Origin of the sequence: Knoellia remsis (assembly GCF_003002895.1) — a bacterium.
Taxonomy (GTDB): domain Bacteria; phylum Actinomycetota; class Actinomycetes; order Actinomycetales; family Dermatophilaceae; genus Knoellia; species Knoellia remsis.
Map to the genome: position 1 here is coordinate 59,194 of NZ_PVTI01000022.1, position 18,332 is coordinate 77,525.

Sequence of the window (18,332 nt, forward strand, 5' to 3'; positions counted from 1 at the left end):
CCGCCCGTGACCATCAGGCGGCAGCCGTGTGCGCACGACGAGGTGCGCACCGCAGGAGGAGAGGACAACGACGTGACTCGACGACGCACCGTGCGCCGCGGCTTCACGACGGTGGCCGGGATCGCCGCGGCAGCACTCGCCGTGACGGCAGCAGCACCCCCATCAGGGGCCGCACCCGGAGACCGTGAGATCACCGTCGCGAAGGCGCCCAAGGCGCAGTCGCAGACCGACAAGGTCAAGAAGGCCAAGAGCGGAGACAAGCTCGGCCGCCATGACCGCGACCTGCTCGAGAAGGCCCAGGACGAGGGCGCCAAGCGCGTCGTCGTCATGCTTGCCACCGAGAAGGGCCGCACCGCAGAGACGGTCAAGGCCATCGAGGCCGCCGGTGGTGTCGCCGCCACCGTCAACGACCGGCTCGGCTACATCAGCGCCAGCGTTCCGACCGGCAAGGTCGACGCGCTCGCCAAGCAGAAGTCGATCGTCGCGGTCGACCTCAACGAGAGCATCCCGCTGCCCAAGCCCGAGGCCGAGGCCCCGGCGGGTGCGCAGGCGGCCGCCGTCCCGGCGCCCGGTCCGTCCACGCCGGACGACAACCCCTACATGCCGACGCGTGACATCGGTTCGGTCGCGTTCAAGAAGGCCAACCCGACGTGGGACGGTCGCGGTATCACCATCGGCATCATCGACTCCGGTGTCGACCTCGACCACCCCGCCCTGCAGAAGACCACGACCGGCGAGCGCAAGATCGTCGACTGGGTCACCGGCACCGACCCGCTCCTCGAGGGCGACGGCTCGTGGCGCGCCATGCTGACGCAGGTCACCGGCCCGACCTTCACGTATGCCGGTCAGTCCTGGACCGCACCTGCCGGCACCTACCGGATCAACCGGGTCGCGGAGAGCATCTCGCTCAACTCCGACGCCAAGGGCGACTTCAACCGTGACGGTGACACCACCGACACGTGGGGCATCCTCTACGACGAGAAGACCAACGACATCTGGGTCGACATGAACCAGGACCGCGTCTTCTCCGACTCCGAGAAGATGCGCCCCTACAAGGAGAAGTTCGACATCGGTCGCTTCGGGGTCGACAACCCGGCCACGGCGATCAACGAGTCGATGCCGTTCACGGTCGAGTTCCGTGAGGACGTCGACCTCACCCCGGCGGGCATGCCCGGCCAGAAGGCCGACTTCGTCAACATCGGCGTCGTCGAGTCCGCGCACGGCACGCACGTCGCCGGCATCGCGGCGGCCAACGGTCTCTTCGGTGGGCAGATGGACGGTCAGGCGCCCGGCGCCAAGATCGTCTCGAGCCGCGCCTGCTCGTGGGGCGGCGGCTGCACCGCGGTCGCGCTGACCGACGGCATGGTCGACCTCGTCGCCAACCGCGGCGTCCAGATCGTCAACATGTCGATCGGTGGCCTCCCGGCCCTCAACGACGGCAACAACGCCCGTGCCCGCCTCTACGACCGGCTCGTCTCCGAGTACGGCGTGCAGCTCGTCATTTCGGCGGGCAACAGCGGCCCCGGCATCAACACGATCGGTGACCCGTCGGTCGCGACCGACGTCATCTCGGTCGCGTCGTCGATCACCAAGGAGACGTGGAAGTCGAACTACGGCGCCGACGTCTCCTCGGCAGTGGCCCTGCACAACTACTCCTCGCGCGGTCCGCGTGAGGACGGCGGCTTCAAGCCCAACGTTGCCGCGCCGGGCTCGGCCATCTCGTCCATCCCGACGTGGCAGCCGGGCGGCCCGGTCCCCGAGGCCGGCTACCCGCTTCCGCCGGGCTACGCGATGTTCAACGGCACGTCGATGGCCTCGCCGCAGACCGCCGGTGCGGGAGCCCTGCTCCTCTCCGCCGCCAAGGCGAAGGGCATCGCCGTGACGCCGCGTCAGCTGCGTGACTCGATCTACAGCTCGGCCGACTACAAGGCCAACATCGAGGCGATCGGTCAGGGCGCCGGCATCGTCGACGTCCCCGGTGCGTGGTCGATCCTCAAGACGTCGCCGCGCTCGCAGGACTACACGGTGACGGCTCCGGTCTGCACGCCGCTGTCGAGCCTGCTCGCGACGCCGAACCAGGGTCCGGGCCTCTACAACCGCTGTGATGCCGCGAACGGTGGTGTCGTCGTCGGGCAGCAGAAGGCCTACGACATCAAGGTGACGCGCACGTCGGGCGCGAAGGGCAATGTCAGGCACAACGTTCGTCTCGTCGGCAACGACGGCACGTTCCGGCTGCCGACGAGCCAGCGCCCGTCGCCGCTGGGTGGCACGACCAACATCCCGCTCAAGGTCAAGGCCACGACGCCGGGTGTCCACTCGGCGATCCTCGAGATCGACGACCCGTCGACGAACATCGTCGACAAGCGGGTCATGCTCGTGGTCGTCGTGAGCCAGGACCTCAAGGCGCCGACCTTCACGGTCACGCAGTCGGGCAGCGTGGAGCGCAACCTGTTCAAGCGTCTCTTCGTCACCGTTCCGGCGGGCACGAAGGCCCTCCAGGTCAACCTCTCCGGCATCGCGTCCGGTTCGCAGGTCCGCTGGATCGCCTACAACCCGTACGGCAACCCGGTCGAGTCGACCTCGTCGATTGTGTGCTTCACCAACTACAACAACGGTGGCGGCTGCAAGCCGACCTCGCGCTCCTACAGCAACCCGATCCCGGGCGTCTGGGAGCTCCAGGTCGAGGCGCGCCGCACGACGCCGACCCTCAACAACCCGTACTCGATCACCGCGAGTGCGCAGGGTGTCGTCGTCGACCCGGCCACCCAGACCATCGCCTCGGCGAAGGTCGGCCAGGCCGTGCCCGTGTCGTGGAAGGTGACCAACCAGCTCGCCCCCGTGACGATCGCGCCGAAGGGCGGGCCGCTCGGCTCGGCTGTGGCCGGTCGCAAGACGATCGCGAACGGTGAGCTGCAGAAGTTCACCGTGACGATCCCGGCTGGGGCCAGCTCGTTCGTCGCGAAGATCGGCAACCCGTCCGACAAGGGCGCCGACCTCGACCTCTTCGTCCGCAACGCGGCCGGGGCGATCGTGGCGCAGCAGGCGGACGGTGACAGCGAGGAGGCCGTGTCCATCGCGAACCCGGCGGCCGGCACCTACACCGTCGAGGTCGACGGCTACTCGGTCCCGACCGGGTCGACGCAGTACGACTACCTCGACGTCTTCTACTCGGCCGGTCTCGGCACCCTCACGGTGCCGTCGACGACGACCGAGCTCGGCACGGGCGAGTCGACGACGGTGAACGGCACGCTCACCGTCGCGAGCGTCCCCGAGTCGGGGCGCCAGGTGTCCGGCGAGATGCGGGTCCTCTCCACCGAGGGCGCGCTGCTCGGCACGGGCCAGGTCCTGATCGGTTCGGTCACCCCGTGACCTGACCGTCAGCTCCTGACAGTCACGAGCGCCCCGTATGCCGCCCGCGCGGCATACGGGGCGCTCGTCTGCGTGCGCCGAACCGTCCACTTGGGTGAGCTCGGGACGCGAAGGGGTGTCCCCAACCGTCCACTTGGGTGAGCTCGGGACGCGAAGGGGTGTCCCCAACCGTCCACTTGGGTGAGCTCGGGACGCGGTCAGCGGGTCTTGCGCGCCGACGTCACCTCGAACGCCGGTCCCTGCTGGCAGGTCGTCGCCACGTCGTCGCGGCGCACGCCGGTGACCTCGACCTGCCCGTCCGGCACGCTGACCTTGCCGACGAGGACGAAGACGCCCTGGTCGGAGGTGAGCACACGGCAGCCGTCCTCGACGCCGGCGGCGACGGTGCCGCGCAGGGTCACCGGCACTGCGGCCGGGCCGCCCGACGGCACGGGGGTGAGGTCCTCGGGGTACTCGGTCATCGTCGCCTTCCTCACTTGGAACGGAAGCGCCTGCGGGCAGTTCGCGTCGGGGGTGTCGATCGTGACGCCTTCGACGGTGTATGCCGTCCCGGCGCTGAGGCCCTTCGTCTCACCGACGAGGATGTACTGCGTCGCGGTGCGGTCGTCCTTGAACACGGTGCAGCCACCCTCGAGCGAGACGACCCGGCCGGTCATCGTCATGGGCCGGGCGCGCCCGCTGCCGGGCATCGACGGGCCCGCGGTCGGTGTCCCGGACGCCGTCGGCGCGACACTGTCCGTGCTCGCCTCCGTCGTCAACGAGCTGGACGGGGTTGCGGGGTCGCCGCTACCGCACGCGGACAGGAGCCCGACCGCGAAGGCCAGCGGGACGGCATACCGGCTCGTCGACCTCACCGGACCGGACGGGAACGTGCGCATGCTCATGAACCTACGACGCGGCGGGCCGCTGCGGGGTTCCCGCAGGGGCCCGCACGGCCGCTGAAAAGCGCGTTTGGGAGGTACGCGGGGGGTGAGGGTACGGTGTCGCTCAACAGGCACAAAGGGTCCGTCCACACCGTGGTACGGGCTCCCAGACACCGCCGTCCGACCGCACGCCCACCCACAGCGTGAGGCACCGGGCGGCCCGACCGGGCGTCGACACCACGGCGCCTCCTGGGAAGAGGAACGCCCGTGAGCGACACCGAGGTCGCAGCAGACAGCCCCGCCCGCGGCAAGGACCACCACGTGTCCGTCGACCCCGCCGCGGTGAGCGAGCCCCGCTCCGCCGCCGACGGCGGACCCGACATGGTCCAGCTCCTCACCCCGGAGGGCGAGCGCGTCCCGCACCCGGAGTACGACGAGATCGTCGACCGGCTCAGCCACGACGAGCTGCGCGAGCTCTACCGCGACCTCGTGCTCATCCGCCGCGTCGACCAGGAGGCGACCGCCCTGCAGCGTCAGGGCGAGCTCGGGCTGTGGGCCTCGCTCCTCGGGCAGGAGGCCGCCCAGATCGGCGCCGGTCGCGCGATGCGCCGGCAGGACCACGCCTTCCCCGGCTACCGCGAGCACGGCATCGCGTGGACGCGCGGGCTCGACCCGATGCGGCTCATCGCGATGTACCGCGGCGTCGACCGTGGCGCGTGGGACCCGGCCGAGTTCGGCTTCCACCCCTACACGATCGTCATCGGCAACCAGGCGCTCCTCGGCACCGGTTACGCGATGGGCATCCAGCGCGACGGCGCCGTCGGCACCGGCGACGAGTCCCGCGACGCCGCCGTCATCGCGTGCATGGGTGACGGCGCGACGGCGCAGGGCGACAACAACGAGGCGTTCGTCTTCGCCGGCGTCTACAACAGCCCGATCGTCTTCTTCTGTCAGAACAACCAGTGGGCCATCTCCGAGCCCAACGAGCGGCAGACCCGCGCCCCGATCTACAAGCGGGCGGACGGCTTCGGCTTCCCCGGCATCCGCGTCGACGGCAACGATGTCCTCGGTGTGTATGCCGTGGTGTCGTCGATGCTCGACCGGGCCCGTTCCGGTGAGGGGCCCTCGCTCATCGAGGCCTACACCTACCGCATGGCCGCGCACACGACGTCGGACGACCCGACGAAGTACCGCATCTCGGCCGAGGTCGAGGTGTGGAAGCTGCGCGACCCGATCGCCCGCTACCAGCGCTGGCTCATGAGCGAGGGCATCGCCGACGCGGAGTTCTTCGAGGCCGTCGACCGCGAGGCCGACGAGCTCGGCGAGAAGGTCCGGCGCGAGACCGTCGGTATGACCGACCCGCCCACGTCGGACATGTTCGACCACGTCTACGACGGGCCGCACCGCCAGGTCGAGGACGACGCGGCTGCGTTCGCGGCCTACCAGGCATCGTTCGAGGACGCTGCCGAACCCGCGACGACGACGAAGGGGGCGTGAGCATGGCCACCACGAAGACCACGATCGCCAAGGCCATCAACGCCGGCCTGCGCAAGTCCATGGAGCGCGACCCCAAGGTCATCCTCCAGGGCGAGGACATCGGCAAGCTCGGCGGCGTCTTCCGCATCACCGAACACCTGCAGAAGGACTTCGGCGAGGACCGCGTCATCGACACCCCGCTCGCCGAGTCCGGGATCATGGGCACCGGCATCGGGCTCGCGCTGCGCGGCTACCGGCCGGTCATCGAGATCCAGTTCGACGGATTCGTCTACCCGGCGTTCGACCAGATCGTCTCGCAGCTGTCCAAGCTGCACTCGCGCTCGCGCGGCGCGATCAAGCTGCCCGTCGTCGTGCGCATCCCCATGGGTGGCGGCATCGGCGCGGTCGAGCACCACAGCGAGTCCAACGAGGCGTACTTCGCGCACACCCTCGGCCTCAAGGTCGTCTTCTGCTCCAACCCCGAGGACGCCTACTGGATGATCCAGCAGGCGATCGAGTGCGACGACCCGGTGATCTTCTACGAGCCCAAGCGGCGCTACCACGAGAAGGGCGAGGTCGACTTCGAGGCGACGTCGGCGCCACGGGACCTCTTCTCCGCCAACGTCGTTCGCCCCGGCACCGACGTCACGCTGGCCTGCTGGGGGCCGATGGTCAAGACGTGTCTGGACGCTGCTGCGGTGGCGCAGGACGAGGGCACCTCGATCGAGGTCATCGACCTGCGCTCGGTCAGCCCGCTCGACATCGACGCCATCACATCCTCGGTCGAGAAGACCGGCCGCCTCGTCGTGGCGCAGGAGGCGCCGTCGTTCGTGTCGGTCGGGTCCGAGATCGCCGCGCTCGTCACGGAGCGCTGCTTCTACTCGCTCGAGTCGCCGGTGATCCGGGTGGCCGGGTGGAACACGCCCTACCCCGCCAGCAAGGTCGAGGAGCACTACCTGCCCGACCTCGACCGGGTGCTCGACGGCGTCGACCGCGCCCTCGCCCACTGACCCGCTGACCGCACAGGCTTTCAAGGAGAGACGTCCCCATGGGTGTGAAGCAGTTCAAGCTCCCCGACCCCGGTGAGGGTCTGCTCGAGGCCGAGATCGTCGAGTGGAAGGTCGCCGTCGGCGACACCGTCAAGGTCAACGACATCGTCGTCGAGGTCGAGACCGCGAAGTCGCTCGTCGAGCTGCCCATCCCGTGGGCCGGCACCGTCTCCGAGATCCTCGTGAACGTCGGTGACGAGGTCGAGGTCGGCACGCCGATCATCAGCATCGACGACGGCCAGGGTGGCGGTGCTACCGATGGCGGCGGTGCCGGCGGCGCGGCCGAGTCGAAGACCGAGGCGGCCGGCGAGGCCGCCGTCGAGACCGAGGTGCCGGACGTCCCCGCCGAGGGCGAGGAGGAGCCGGTCAAGACGCTCGTCGGCTACGGCCCCAAGGCCGGCGGCTCCACCCGTCGAGCACGCAAGACCGCTGCGAGCGCTGCCCCGACGCCGTCGGTCCCCGTTGCCCCGAGTCCCACTGATCCCAGCATTATCGGGTCACCCGATACCGTCCAGCCCGACCCGACAAGCCTTCCCGGGTCGGGCGGGACGAAGTCGGGTGGAGCTGGCGGGAGAGTGCTCGCCAAGCCCCCGGTCCGCAAGCTCGCCAAGGACCTCGGTGTCGACCTCGCGTCCGTGCCCGCAACTGGTGATGGCGGCATCACCACCCGGGCCGATGTGGAGTCGTATGCCGCGAGCGCCGGTTCCGCAGCCGGCGCACCCGGCGCTGCGGTCGCCTCCGCTGGGGCGGCAACCGGCTCCGGTGCCGCGGGCAGCCAGGCCGGCGGGACGGCATACGGAAACGCCTCTGGCACAGGCGGACTCGGGCTCGCAGAGCGGGAGGTGCGCGTCCCGATCAAGGGCGTGCGCAAGATGACGGCGCAGGCGATGGTCGGGAGCGCGTTCACGGCGCCGCACGTCACCGAGTGGGTGACCGTCGACGTCACCGCGACGATGGACCTCGTCGCGCGACTGAAGAAGGACCGCGAGTTCGCCGACGTCAAGGTCACGCCGCTGCTCATCCTCGCCAAGGCGATGATCCTCGCTGCCCGCCGCAACCCCGAGATCAACGCGGCGTGGGACGAGCAGGCGCAGGAGATCGTCCTCAAGAACTACGTCAACCTCGGCATCGCCGCGGCCACCCCGCGCGGGCTCGTCGTGCCGAACGTCAAGGACGCCGACCGGCTCACCCTGCGCGAGCTCGCGGCCGCCATCGGTGAGCTCACCGCCACCGCCCGCGAGGGTCGCACCCAACCGGCGGAGATGTCCGGCGGGACGATCACCATCACCAACGTCGGTGTCTTCGGCGTCGACGCCGGCACCCCGATCCTCAACCCGGGCGAGGCCGCGATCATGGCGTTCGGGGCGGTCAACCGGCGTCCGTGGGTCGTGACCGATGCGTCCGGGGAGGAGCAGATCGTGCCGCGGTCGGTGACGACTCTCGCGCTGAGCTTCGACCACCGGCTCGTCGACGGCGAGCTCGGCTCGAAGTACCTCGCCGACGTCGCCGCGATCCTGGAGGACCCGACCCGCGCCCTCGTCTGGGGCTGACGCTCCACGTTTCCTCCCCCTTCCACGGGCCGGACACTGCGGTTGCGCGCGTCGCTGAGCGCTGCCAATGTGGCACTCGGGACGAAGGGGGATGGGTCGATGGACGATGTCAGGTCAAGGTCGCTCACGCAGAGGACGCAGGACATCGAGCGCCGCCAGTGCGTGCTCGATGCACTCGTGCCACTGCAGGTCGCGCGCAGTCGCTGTGCCGAGCGGCTGGCCACGAAGGGTGACGTCGAGGGAGTGGACGTCGTCGCCACGGGTGGGGAGATCAGCGACGCAGTGATGGCACGCTCTCGAGCGTGGCGCCATCTTCGCTCGATCCAGATGGACGGCGGGGTGGAGCGCGTCCAACGCTCGATGCCCAACAACCGGTCGTGCCTGAGCGACGGCCTCGACATGGTGAGCATCTGGGACGAGGGCGGGCTGGAACCGGCAGCTCGGCGCCTCATCTCCGGTGAGGACGACGGGAGCTACCGGTTCTCGATCGGCCACCTCGAGATGAAGATCATCGACAAGCGGCAGGTGATGCTCCAGGGGCCGACCCTGGACGGCGCGGCCAGCGTCATGGTCGTCCGGCGCCCCGAGGTCCTTGCCGCTGCGGTGCGCTACTGGCGGGCGGTGGTTGCCCTGTCCCATGCGGCAGCCGACGACGAGACGGCACCCGTCGTGGCGAGTCGTCGCCAGCAACGCATCGTGTCCCTGCTCGCACAAGACCTGTGTGACGACGCCATCGCCGACTGCCTCGGGGTGAGCGTGCGCACGGTGCGCTCGGACATCGCGACCCTGATGCGGGCCCTCGGGGTGCGCTCGCGCTTCGCCGCAGGCGTCAAGTGCCAAGCCCTGATGGACGACTGACAGCCGCGGCTGCCACCTGCCTGGCGGTGTCGCTGCAGCTTTATGCAACGGTGCTGCGCCACGCGCAGGACGCTTGCAGCATTCCTGAATGACGCAGAGTGCGTCGGACACCCAGGAAGGAAGGCAAAGGATGAAGATTCGGAATGTGATTCTCGCCGGTGCTGTCGCTGCGGGAGGCGCGGTCGGGTTCGCGGGGCCGGCGGCAGCCGACAGCGGCCAGGTGTACTCGGTCGGGGCGGCTGCGGTCTCGATCTTCAACGACCAGAATGACGTGGTCACGACGTGTGACCGCGCCCGTGATGGCGAAGGAACGGTGGGCTGGATCTCGGTCCGTCAGGCGGACGGAACCTGGAACGCCTTCCCCCGCGTCTACAACGGTGGTGGCGTGAACACCTGCAGGTCAGGTGACTTCAACGTCCTGCGTGAGGCGGCTCCGGTGCGTCTCTACTCGTGTCTGCAGAACGGCCCGAGTGGTCGCCCGTACAGCTGCGGGGTGGCCACGCTGAACGGCTGACGCCACCGCGGCACACCGACCTCTTCGGTGTGCCGCGCGTTTGCGTGCAAGCGTGCTGACCCGTGCGAGAGTTGTGCGGTGTTCGAGACCTACCGCCCGCTCTTCGCCGTGCCGGGAGCGTGGCGGTTCGTCGCGGCGAGCGCGCTGTCACGCGTCGGCGGGGCGATGTTCGGGGTCGCGATCATCGTCATGATCTCGACCCGCCGGGACTCCTACGGGCTCGCGGGTGCGGTCTCGGCGGGCGGCATCGTCGTCCTCGCGGTCGCGGGCCCGGTCATCGGCCGGCTCGTCGACAAGCGTGGGCAGCTGCGAGCGTCACTGCCGTTCATCGTCTCGGCGTTCGTCGCGGGGATCGTCACGGTCGCGCTGTCGTGGTTCGGCGCGCCCGCGTGGACCCTCTTCGTCGGGTATGCCGTGTCGGCGTTCCTTCCCGAGATGGGGCCGATGTCGCGGGCTCGATGGACCTGGTTGCTGCGTGACGACCCGAAGGCCCTGCATGCCGCGCTCTCGCTCGAGCAGGTCGTCGAGGAGGGCGCCTTCGTCCTGGGTCCGGTGCTCGGGGTGCTCGCCGCGACGACGCTCTTCCCCGAGGCCGGCCTGCTGCTCGCCTATGTCGTCTTCACCCTCGGCGCGGTGTTGTTCTTGCTGGAACGGCGGTCCGAGCCGCCGGTCGTCCCGCACAACGAGCGACCACACGGGCTCGCGATCGGGCGTGCCGGTATGCCGGCCGTGGCGGCTGCGCTCTTCATGGTCGGTGCCGTCTTCGGCGGCAACGAGGTCGTCGCGGTCGCCGTGGCCGAGGAGGCGGGACGGACGGGTATGAGCTCGGTCATCCTCGGCGCGTTCGCGCTCGGGTCGGCGATCTCGGCCATCGTCTTCGGGTCGCGGACCTTCACGGGGTCGATCGCGCGGCGGTTCGTCGTGTGCGCGGCGGCGATGTTCGTGCTGGAGCTGCCCGTGCTCTTCATCGACTCGCTGTGGGGTCTCGCTGCGATGATGCTCATCGCGGGATCGGCCACCGCCCCGACCCTCATCACCGGGATGACGCTGGTGCAGCACCTCGTGCCGCGCGCGTTCATCACCGAGGGGATGGCGGTCGCGATCACTGGGTTGCTCGTCGGGCTGGCCTCGGGTACGGCGCTGGCCGGGATGCTCGTCGACGCGTGGGGAGCGCACGAGACCTTCGCCCTGCCGGTGGCGGCTGCGCTGCTGGCGACACTGATCGCCGCTGCGTGGGGTCGCACCATCGGCCGAGCGACTCGCGCGCCATCGGAGGCTGCGGCTTAGCAAGCCTCCCAATCGATCGGCGTTCTCCCCAGCTCGGTGAGGCGCTGGTTGATCTTGGCGAAGGTCCCTGAAGTCCGGAAGGCCCGCTGGTAGGAGCCGCGAGCACTGGGGTGCGGTGCGGTGACGACACGGTGGCGCTGCTTGTCGATGCGATCGCACGTCTTTATTGCCTCATTGCCCCACAGCACGAAGACAACCGGTTCATCGCGCGCACTCAGCCTGCTGATGACGGTGTTGGTAAAGGCGCGCCATTCCTTCTTGTGCGAGTTCGGGGCACCCTCACTGACGGTGAGTGCGGTGTTGAGAAGGAGCACCCCTTGGCGCGCCCAAGGCATCAGGTCCCCATGGTTCGCCGGAGTGAACCCGTCGTTGGTCAGTGCCACACGGATGTTGCGCAGCGACGCCGGAAACTTGTTGGACGGAAGGTTACGAGGAACCGAGAAGGCAAGCCCGTTTGCCAAGCCGGGGCGGTGGTACGGGTCCTGCCCAAGAATGACGACCGAGACGCGCTGAAACGGTGTGAGATGGAGAGCGGCAAAGACGTCGGCCTCAGCGGGGTAGATCGTTCCCAGTCGTCGCTGTTGTTCCACCCAGCGGAGGTGGTTGCGGAAAGCGGGGCCGGTAGTGATGTCGTCCAGAACCCCTGGCCATGGATGGCGTTGCGCCGCCCATGCCGCAAGTCCTGCGGCCTCGTCGGGATCCTCGTCTGCCAGCAACGCGAGGCTCTCGCCCTCGCGTTCCCAAATGGCGTCTCGAGGGCCGTCCGGGGTGTGATCTCGTGTCGCCATCCAGCCATCGTGTCACCCTGGAACGCCCGTCTTGTGACAAGCCGGATCGGCATGCTCGACGGGGTCCATGTGCACGTGGCCTGACCCGTTCAATTGGGTGACTTTTTCACGGGGTGACCACACGCGAAGGTGCGGTATGCCGTGAGCGTGCGCTCACGGCATACCGCACTTTGGTGTGTCTGTCCGTCAGTGCGTGGCGGCCTTCGCGGCTGCGTCGGCGTCGTTGCGCTCCTGGTAGGCCGACCCCGAGCGCAGCTCGACCTCGGGCAGGAACCACATGATGACGACAGCCGCCACCATGACGAACGCGCCCACGAGGAAGACGTGGTCCATCGCCTCGGAGAAGCCCATGAGGAACGGCCGGGCGAGCCGCTCGTCGAGGGTCGTGAGGAACGAGCTGTCCTGCAGCACACCGCTGCTCGCGGCGGCGGAGCCGCCACCGCCGGACTGCGAGGACTGCGCGAGCTGCTTGGCGAACTCGGCGTTGGCCGGGTCCCGCAGCGCCTCCTGGAACTCCGGCGTCGGGGCGACGGTCCGCATCGCCGAGGCGATCTTCTCCGGCACGAGGGAGAACAGGATCGACAGGAACACCGCCGTGCCGATGGTGCCGCCGATCTGACGGGTGAACGTCGCGGTCGACGTCGCGACGCCGATCTGCTGCGGCGGCACGGCGTTCTGCACGGCGAGGGTGAGCGGCTGGAAGTTGAAGCCGAGGCCCAGGCCGAAGAAGACCATGACGATCATCGTCTGCCACAGCGGGGTGTCGTAGTGGACGTAGTGGAAGACGAAGAGTGAGACCGTGAGCAGCACGACGCCGATGACGGGGAAGATCCGGTAGCGGCCCGTGCGGCTGATGATCTGGCCCGAGATGACCGAGCCGGACATGATGCCGAGCGTCATCGGCAGGAGCAGCAGGCCGGCCTCGGTCGGGGTCGCGCCCTTGACGATCTGCAGGTAGAGCGGCAGCGACGCGAGTCCACCGAACATCGCGATGCCGATGAGGACCGACGCGGCCGACGCGACACCGACGGTGCGGTTGGTGAAGATCCGCAGCGGCAGGATCGCCTCGTCGCCCATCCGGTGCTCCTGCCAGAAGAAGCCGAGGGCGCCGACGGCACCGATGACGTAGCAGAGCAGCGCGTTCGTCGAGGTCCAGCCCCAGTCGCGGCCCTGCTCGGCGACGAGCAGCAGCGGCACGAGCGCGACGGACAGCAGCGCGGCGCCGCCCCAGTCGATGCGGTGGTTGAGCCGGGTGTGCCGCAGGTGCAGGGTGCGCGACACGAGCAGCAGCGCGGCGATGCCGATCGGGACGTTGACGAGGAAGACCCAGCGCCAGCCGGTGATGCCGAGGATCGAGTCGGCGCCGGCGAAGAACCCGCCGATGACCGGGCCGAGCACCGACGAGGTGCCGAAGACGGCGAGGAAGTAGCCCTGGTACTTCGCGCGCTCCCGCGGCGGCACGATGTCTCCGATGATCGCGAGCGCGAGCGAGAAGAGGCCACCGGCCCCGAGTCCCTGCACGGCGCGGAACGCCGCGAGCTGCAGCATCGACGTCGAGAACGTGCACAGCACCGAGCCGACGACAAAGATCGAGATCGCCGCGACGAAGAACTTCTTGCGGCCGTAGATGTCGGAGAGCTTGCCGTAAAGCGGGGTCACGATCGTCGACGTGATGAGGTATGCCGTTGTCGCCCACGCCTGGTGTTCGAGCCCCTTGAGGTCGTCGGCGATGGTGCGGATGGCGGTCGCGACGATCGTCTGGTCGAGTGCGGCGAGGAACATGCCGGACATCAGCCCGAAGAGGATCGTGAGGATCTGGCGGTGGGTCAGGGGTTCGTCGGGGGCTGCGGGTGCAGCGGCGGCTGAGGTCATGAGGCGTCCTTGGCGGGAGAGGCAGGGGAGAAGAGGGGGTGGGCCTCGACGTCGTCGGCGAAGCGACGGAGGAGGCGGTCGAAGGTCGCGAGGTCGCGCTCGCTCCAGGTGGAGGTGACCTCGTCGAGCCAGGCGTTGCGCCGCTCGCGGAGGTCCACGAGCATCCGCTGGCCGTCCTCTGTGAGGGTGAGGACCTGGGCGCGCTTGTCGTCGGGGTCGGGGACCTTCGTGACGAGACCGAGGGCGACGAGGTTCGACACGTGCCGGCTCACCGTCGAGACGTCGAGGTAGACGCGCTCGGCGATCTCGGAGACCCGGCGGGGCTCGTCACGCAGGTTGAACATCAGCGGGTAGCCGATCGGGTCGACCTTCGGGTCGACGCGCGGCGCCCGCTGCTTCACGGCGCCCATGAGCTTCATGGCGCGCACGAGGGAGTCCCCGAACGCGAGACGCGACGTTCGCCCGGAATCAGTTGCTTGCGGCATACAAGCAAGTGTGCGCCGAGATGGTTGCGCGATGCAAGTTCATGTGGCGGAGGGGAGGGATAGGTGAGTTGTGCACGGGGGTGGGCGGACGGCATACGGGGTGCCGCGTCCCTATCCGTCCAATTGGGTGAGTTCGGGACGAGAGGTGGGCGGGTGGCGACGTCAGGGGGCGATGGTGAGGGCGTCGAGGACGCGGCGGGCGACGTCCTCGTCACCAGTCACCGTGTAGTGCGTGTCTTCAGTCGTGACCCGTCCGGCCGCACGTCGCGTCAGGGCCTGCGTCGACAGGGTGATCGTCGTGACCGTGCCGCCGTCCGCGGCGCCGTCGTGTCCCTCGCCCGTGAACAGCGGTATGCCGTGCGCCGCACCGTCGCGCTCCTCCACCCGCACCCCGGCTCGGCCCATGACCGGACCGGTGACGTCGAGAATCACGGCATCGCCCGCCGGCGCACCAGCCGTCCGCGCCACCGCCTTCGGCAGCGCCCGGAACACCTGCGACAGGACGTGCGCAGCACCGGCGCTGTCGAGGTTGCCGGGCCGACCGATCGCCTCGCGGATGTCCTGCTCGTGGATCCACAGGTCGAAGAGCCGGTTCTGGGTGAGGCCGTGCAGCGTCGTCGGCCCGAACGGCCCGGTCGCGTCGTCGTCGGGCGAGGTCGATTCGGCACCAAGGTGGTCCAGCCGCGCGGCCACGAGCTGGTCGAGCTCCTCGACCAGCTCGTCACGCGACCGCCCGCGCCGCGACTCGAGGAACCGCTCGACGAGGGCACCGAGCTCGCCGCGCACGTGCGGCCGGTCGCTGACGTCGAGGTCCGGCGGCGTCTCGCCCTGCACCCACGCCTCGAGGCTGACGATGTGCGCGAGCTGGTCGTGCACCGTCCACCCCGGGCAGGCCGTCGGCAGGTCCTCCTCGCCGGGACGCAGCGAGCCGGCGAGGTCGAGGATCGCTCGCGCCGTGTGCGCGTAGGCGTCGGTCAGGGCGGCCATATCCTCGGGAGGGCTGGGATGCAAGGGCATGGATCCAACGTACAGAGAAGATCCATAGGCTGTTGGGCATGAGCACAGCCACGGCGACCCCACGCACGACCTCGGGGGCACCACCCCACACGTCTCTCGGCCCCTTGGCCGTCATCAGTGTCAGCGGGCTCGCCGTCGCCCTCGTCGCCGCCAGCCTCGCCGGGGTGCTCGCGCCTCTCGTCCTCGAAGATCCCGGGCCCGTGGTGCGCTGGAGCCTGCCGCTCGCGCGCGTCGTCAGCGACCTCTCCTCCGCGACGACGTTCGGCCTCCTGCTCGTCGCGGCGTTCCTCGTGCCGGAGCGCCGCACGACCGAACGTCGGGTCCGCGCCTCCCGACTCGCCGCCGTCACCGGGATCATCTGGACCGTCGCCGCGGCCATCGGTGTCCTCTTCACCTTCGCCTCGCTCGCCGGCCTCACCCTCGGGGACCCCGAGCTCGGCCGGCAGTTCCTCACCTTCGCGTGGGAGCTCGAGATCACGCGCACGCTGATGATCTCGACGGCCCTCGCACTGGTCGTGACGCTCGGTGCGCTCCTCGCGAGGACGCGGACGGCATACGCCTGGCTCTCGGCGATCGCGCTCCTCGCGATCGTCATCGTCGCGCTCACCGGCCACGCCGCCGGCAGCGCCAGCCACGAGGATGCGGTGAACTCCCTCGGCGTCCACCTGGTCGGCGTCGCGGTCTGGGTCGGTGGGCTCGTCGCCATCGCGCTGCTTCGCCCCATCCTCGGCGACGACCTCAAGGCCACCGTCGCCCGCTACTCCGTCCTCGCCGGCTGGTCGTATGCCGCGATCGCGCTCACGGGTCTGCAGCAGGCGATCATCCGGCTGGGTTCGTTCAGCGGCATCAACTCCGCCTACGGCCTCATGCTCGTCGTCAAGACCGCGATCCTCATCCTGCTCGGCTTCATCGGCTGGCAGCAACGCCGCCACATCATCGAGCGCATCGGCCGCGACGGCAGCGGTTTTGCCCGCCTCGTCCTCATCGAGCTCGTCCTCATGGGTGCGGCCACCGGTTTGGGTGCCGTCCTCGGCCGCACGCCGCCGCCGGTCCCCGACACGGTCGAGAACCCGAGCTCGGCGCTCGCGATCACCGGCTTCCCCGACCCGGGTCCGATGCAGACCTCGGACTGGTGGCTCGCGTGGCGACCGAACTGGCTCATGATCGCCATCGCCGTCCTCTCGGTGAGCCTGTATGCCGTGGGCGTGCGTCGCCTGCGTCAGCGCGGCGACGCGTGGCCCGTGCACCGGACGGTGCTGTGGGTGCTCGGGTGGCTCGTCTTCATCTGGGCGACGAGCGGTGCCCCCGACATCTGGGGACGGCTGCTCTTCTCGATGCACATGGTGATGCACATGATCATCGCCATGGTCGTCCCGCTGCTGCTCGTGCCGGCCGCGCCCCTCACCCTCGCCCTGCGGGCGCTGCCGTCGCGGCCGGACAAGACCTGGGGGCCGCGTGAGGTCATCCTCCAGGTCGTGCACTCACGGGCCATGCGGTTCTTCGCCAACCCGGTCGTCGCGGCCGTGCTCTTCTTCGGCTCGCTCGCGGCGTTCTACTGGTCGCCGCTCTTCGAGATCGCCCTGACGACGCACTCGGGCCACCTCGTGATGCTGGCCCACTTCTTCCTCACCGGCTATCTCTTCACCTGGGTGCTCATCGGGATCGACCCCGGTCCGCCGAAGTGGTCGCCGGCGATGCTGCTCTTCATCCTCTTCGCGACGATCTCGTTCCACGCGTTCTTCGGCGTCGCCCTCACCAGCGCGGAGTACGTCCTCGCGCCCGGGTTCTTCGAGCAGATCAACCTGCCGTGGGGTCCGCAGCTCCTCGACGACCAGGAGAAGGCCGGGCAGATCGCTTGGGGCTTCGGCGAGGCGCCGACGCTCATCCTCGCGCTGCTCGTGGCGCGGCAGTGGTTCGCCCGGGACAGGCAGGAGACCAAGCGCCTCGACCGCCAGGCCGACCGTGACGACGACGCCGCGCTCAAGGCCTACAACGCCCGGCTGTCCCGGCTCGGCGACGAGGCCAAGAAGGTGGAGTGATGCGACTCGCGCTCATCCAGCTCGGCTACGGCGACGACGAGACGATGCCGGCGCGCATCGAGCGCGTCTCGGATCTCGTGCGCGAGGTCGTGGACCGGGAGCGGCCGGACCTCGTCGTCCTGCCCGAGCTGTGGGGCCCGACGGGGTTCGACTACCGGAAGTGGGAGTCGCTCGCCGAGCCTCTCGACGGTCCGTGGGCGTCGGCGATGACCCGGCTCGCGGCCGAGGTGGGCGTGACGCTGCATGCCGGGTCGTTCATCGAGCGGCTGGCCTCACCCGGGGCCGACGGGCGCACCCTCGCCAACACGTCACTCGTCGTGACCGCGGACGGCGAGCGGACGGCATACCGCAAGATCCACCGCTTCGGCTTCGGCTCCGGGGAGCCGAAGCTGCTCGAGGCGGGTGACGAGGTCGTCACGACGCAGATCCCCTCTGGCACAGGCGAATCCGTCACCGTCGGCCTGTCCACCTGTTACGACCTGCGATTCCCCGAGCTCTACCGACGGCTGCTCGACGACGGTGCCGAGCTGCTCGTCGTGCCCGCCGCGTGGCCGATGGCGCGGGTCGCGCACTGGACGCTGCTCGGGCAAGCGCGGGCGGTCGAGGACCAGGTCTTCGTCGCGCAGTGCAACACCGCGGGCACGCACGCCGGCACCGAGATGGGCGGGCACAGCCAGGTCGTCGCGCCGACCGGTGAGGTGCTTGCCGAGGCGGGTGCCGACGAGGAGGTGCTCGTCGTCGACATCGACACCCGGCTCGTCGCGTCGACGCGCGAGTCGTTCCCGGTCATCCCCGACCGGCGCCTCTGAGGGGACGCGCAGACCGCCTGTCCCGAAGCGTCCAATTGGGTGAGATCGGGACGGGACGCCGGTCCCGAAGCGTCCAATTGGGTGAGATCGGGACGGGCCGCCGGTCCCGAAGCGTCCAATTGGGTGAGATCGGGACGGGACGCCGGTCCCGAAGCGTCCGATGGGGTGAGATCGGGACGGAGCGGCTCGGTCAGTCGAGGTCGGTGAAGGGCCAGCCGTCGACGATGCCCGGCGCGCGCCCCGGCTCGATGTAGTACTCCGTCCCGAACCACTGCGCGAACATCTCGGCCGGCAGCTGCAGCATCATCCCGACATCGCTCGTCTGGCTCGCGTGACAGGCCAGCGCGGCCCGCTTG

Annotated in this window: 14 protein-coding genes; 9 read left to right on the top strand and 5 right to left on the bottom strand. The window is 69.6% G+C overall.

From position 1 onward, the window contains the following. Positions 1-72: 72 nt before the first annotated feature. A complete protein-coding gene (locus tag BCF74_RS12840; RefSeq protein ID WP_106298375.1) occupies positions 73-3,369 on the top strand; it encodes a S8 family serine peptidase in 3,297 nt (1,098 codons plus the stop codon). 197 nt (positions 3,370-3,566) lie between these two features. On the opposite strand, the gene BCF74_RS12845 is transcribed toward BCF74_RS12840, so the two are convergent. Next, positions 3,567-4,247 carry a hypothetical protein gene (locus BCF74_RS12845; protein WP_146132964.1) on the bottom strand — a complete coding sequence of 227 codons (681 nt, stop codon included), beginning with the start codon at positions 4,245-4,247 and terminating at the stop codon, positions 3,567-3,569. Positions 4,248-4,613: 366 nt separating this feature from the next. Between BCF74_RS12845 and pdhA the strand changes: the two genes are divergently transcribed. The 6 genes from pdhA to BCF74_RS12880 all read left to right on the top strand — a co-directional run bounded on the left by pdhA (position 4,614) and on the right by BCF74_RS12880 (position 10,966). Beyond that, positions 4,614-5,729, top strand: coding sequence for a pyruvate dehydrogenase (acetyl-transferring) E1 component subunit alpha (gene pdhA / locus BCF74_RS12855; protein WP_106298376.1), 1,116 nt, complete (start codon positions 4,614-4,616; stop codon positions 5,727-5,729). Between the two features lie 2 nt (positions 5,730-5,731). Next, positions 5,732-6,718: an alpha-ketoacid dehydrogenase subunit beta gene (locus BCF74_RS12860; protein WP_106298354.1), complete on the top strand. Its 987-nt coding sequence runs from the start codon at positions 5,732-5,734 to the stop codon at positions 6,716-6,718. Positions 6,719-6,756: 38 nt separating this feature from the next. Then, complete coding sequence (locus BCF74_RS12865) at positions 6,757-8,307, top strand: dihydrolipoamide acetyltransferase family protein (protein ID WP_106298355.1); 1,551 nt, start codon at positions 6,757-6,759, stop codon at positions 8,305-8,307. 99 nt (positions 8,308-8,406) lie between these two features. Next, the gene (locus tag BCF74_RS12870; protein ID WP_106298356.1) at positions 8,407-9,165 is read left to right on the top strand and encodes a helix-turn-helix transcriptional regulator; all 759 of its coding nucleotides are present in this window, start codon (positions 8,407-8,409) and stop codon (positions 9,163-9,165) included. A 130-nt stretch (positions 9,166-9,295) separates the two neighbouring features. After that, complete coding sequence (locus tag BCF74_RS12875) at positions 9,296-9,679, top strand: hypothetical protein (RefSeq protein ID WP_146132965.1); 384 nt, start codon at positions 9,296-9,298, stop codon at positions 9,677-9,679. 78 nt (positions 9,680-9,757) lie between these two features. Continuing rightward, complete coding sequence (locus tag BCF74_RS12880) at positions 9,758-10,966, top strand: MFS transporter (RefSeq protein ID WP_106298358.1); 1,209 nt, start codon at positions 9,758-9,760, stop codon at positions 10,964-10,966. Here BCF74_RS12880 and BCF74_RS12885 read toward each other — a convergent pair. The 4 genes from BCF74_RS12885 to BCF74_RS12900 form a co-directional block, all read right to left on the bottom strand. Continuing rightward, the gene (locus BCF74_RS12885) at positions 10,963-11,754 is read right to left on the bottom strand and encodes a uracil-DNA glycosylase (protein ID WP_106298359.1); all 792 of its coding nucleotides are present in this window, start codon (positions 11,752-11,754) and stop codon (positions 10,963-10,965) included. The two genes, BCF74_RS12880 and BCF74_RS12885, sit on opposite strands and share 4 nt — an antisense overlap. 186 nt (positions 11,755-11,940) lie before the next feature. Beyond that, entirely contained in the window at positions 11,941-13,626 is a 1,686-nt protein-coding gene (locus BCF74_RS12890; RefSeq protein WP_106298360.1) for an MDR family MFS transporter, read from the bottom strand. After that, positions 13,623-14,111 carry a MarR family winged helix-turn-helix transcriptional regulator gene (locus BCF74_RS12895; RefSeq protein WP_106298361.1) on the bottom strand — a complete coding sequence of 163 codons (489 nt, stop codon included), beginning with the start codon at positions 14,109-14,111 and terminating at the stop codon, positions 13,623-13,625. The genes BCF74_RS12890 and BCF74_RS12895 overlap by 4 nt, the downstream gene beginning before the upstream one ends. 162 nt (positions 14,112-14,273) lie before the next feature. Beyond that, complete coding sequence (locus BCF74_RS12900) at positions 14,274-15,128, bottom strand: maleylpyruvate isomerase family mycothiol-dependent enzyme (protein WP_106298362.1); 855 nt, start codon at positions 15,126-15,128, stop codon at positions 14,274-14,276. Between the two features lie 38 nt (positions 15,129-15,166). On the opposite strand from BCF74_RS12900, the gene BCF74_RS12905 reads away from it, so the two are divergent. After that, positions 15,167-17,167, top strand: a complete 2,001-nt coding sequence (locus BCF74_RS12905) for a bifunctional copper resistance protein CopD/cytochrome c oxidase assembly protein (protein ID WP_245889345.1) — start codon at positions 15,167-15,169, stop codon at positions 17,165-17,167. Further along, entirely contained in the window at positions 17,167-17,976 is an 810-nt protein-coding gene (locus BCF74_RS12910; protein ID WP_106298364.1) for a carbon-nitrogen family hydrolase, read from the top strand. Before BCF74_RS12905 ends, BCF74_RS12910 begins: the two co-directional genes overlap by 1 nt. Positions 17,977-18,332: the final 356 nt, after the last annotated feature.

Coding starts and splice junctions, on each gene's coding strand:
- BCF74_RS12845 (WP_146132964.1), bottom strand. CDS start 4,247: ATGCGCACGTTCCCGTCCGGTCCGGTGAGGTCGACGAGCCGGTATGCC.
- pdhA (WP_106298376.1), top strand. CDS start 4,614: ATGGTCCAGCTCCTCACCCCGGAGGGCGAGCGCGTCCCGCACCCGGAG.
- BCF74_RS12860 (WP_106298354.1), top strand. CDS start 5,732: ATGGCCACCACGAAGACCACGATCGCCAAGGCCATCAACGCCGGCCTG.
- BCF74_RS12865 (WP_106298355.1), top strand. CDS start 6,757: ATGGGTGTGAAGCAGTTCAAGCTCCCCGACCCCGGTGAGGGTCTGCTC.
- BCF74_RS12870 (WP_106298356.1), top strand. CDS start 8,407: ATGGACGATGTCAGGTCAAGGTCGCTCACGCAGAGGACGCAGGACATC.
- BCF74_RS12875 (WP_146132965.1), top strand. CDS start 9,296: ATGAAGATTCGGAATGTGATTCTCGCCGGTGCTGTCGCTGCGGGAGGC.
- BCF74_RS12885 (WP_106298359.1), bottom strand. CDS start 11,754: ATGGCGACACGAGATCACACCCCGGACGGCCCTCGAGACGCCATTTGG.
- BCF74_RS12890 (WP_106298360.1), bottom strand. CDS start 13,626: ATGACCTCAGCCGCCGCTGCACCCGCAGCCCCCGACGAACCCCTGACC.
- BCF74_RS12895 (WP_106298361.1), bottom strand. CDS start 14,111: ATGCCGCAAGCAACTGATTCCGGGCGAACGTCGCGTCTCGCGTTCGGG.
- BCF74_RS12900 (WP_106298362.1), bottom strand. CDS start 15,128: ATGCCCTTGCATCCCAGCCCTCCCGAGGATATGGCCGCCCTGACCGAC.
- BCF74_RS12905 (WP_245889345.1), top strand. CDS start 15,167: ATGAGCACAGCCACGGCGACCCCACGCACGACCTCGGGGGCACCACCC.
- BCF74_RS12910 (WP_106298364.1), top strand. CDS start 17,167: ATGCGACTCGCGCTCATCCAGCTCGGCTACGGCGACGACGAGACGATG.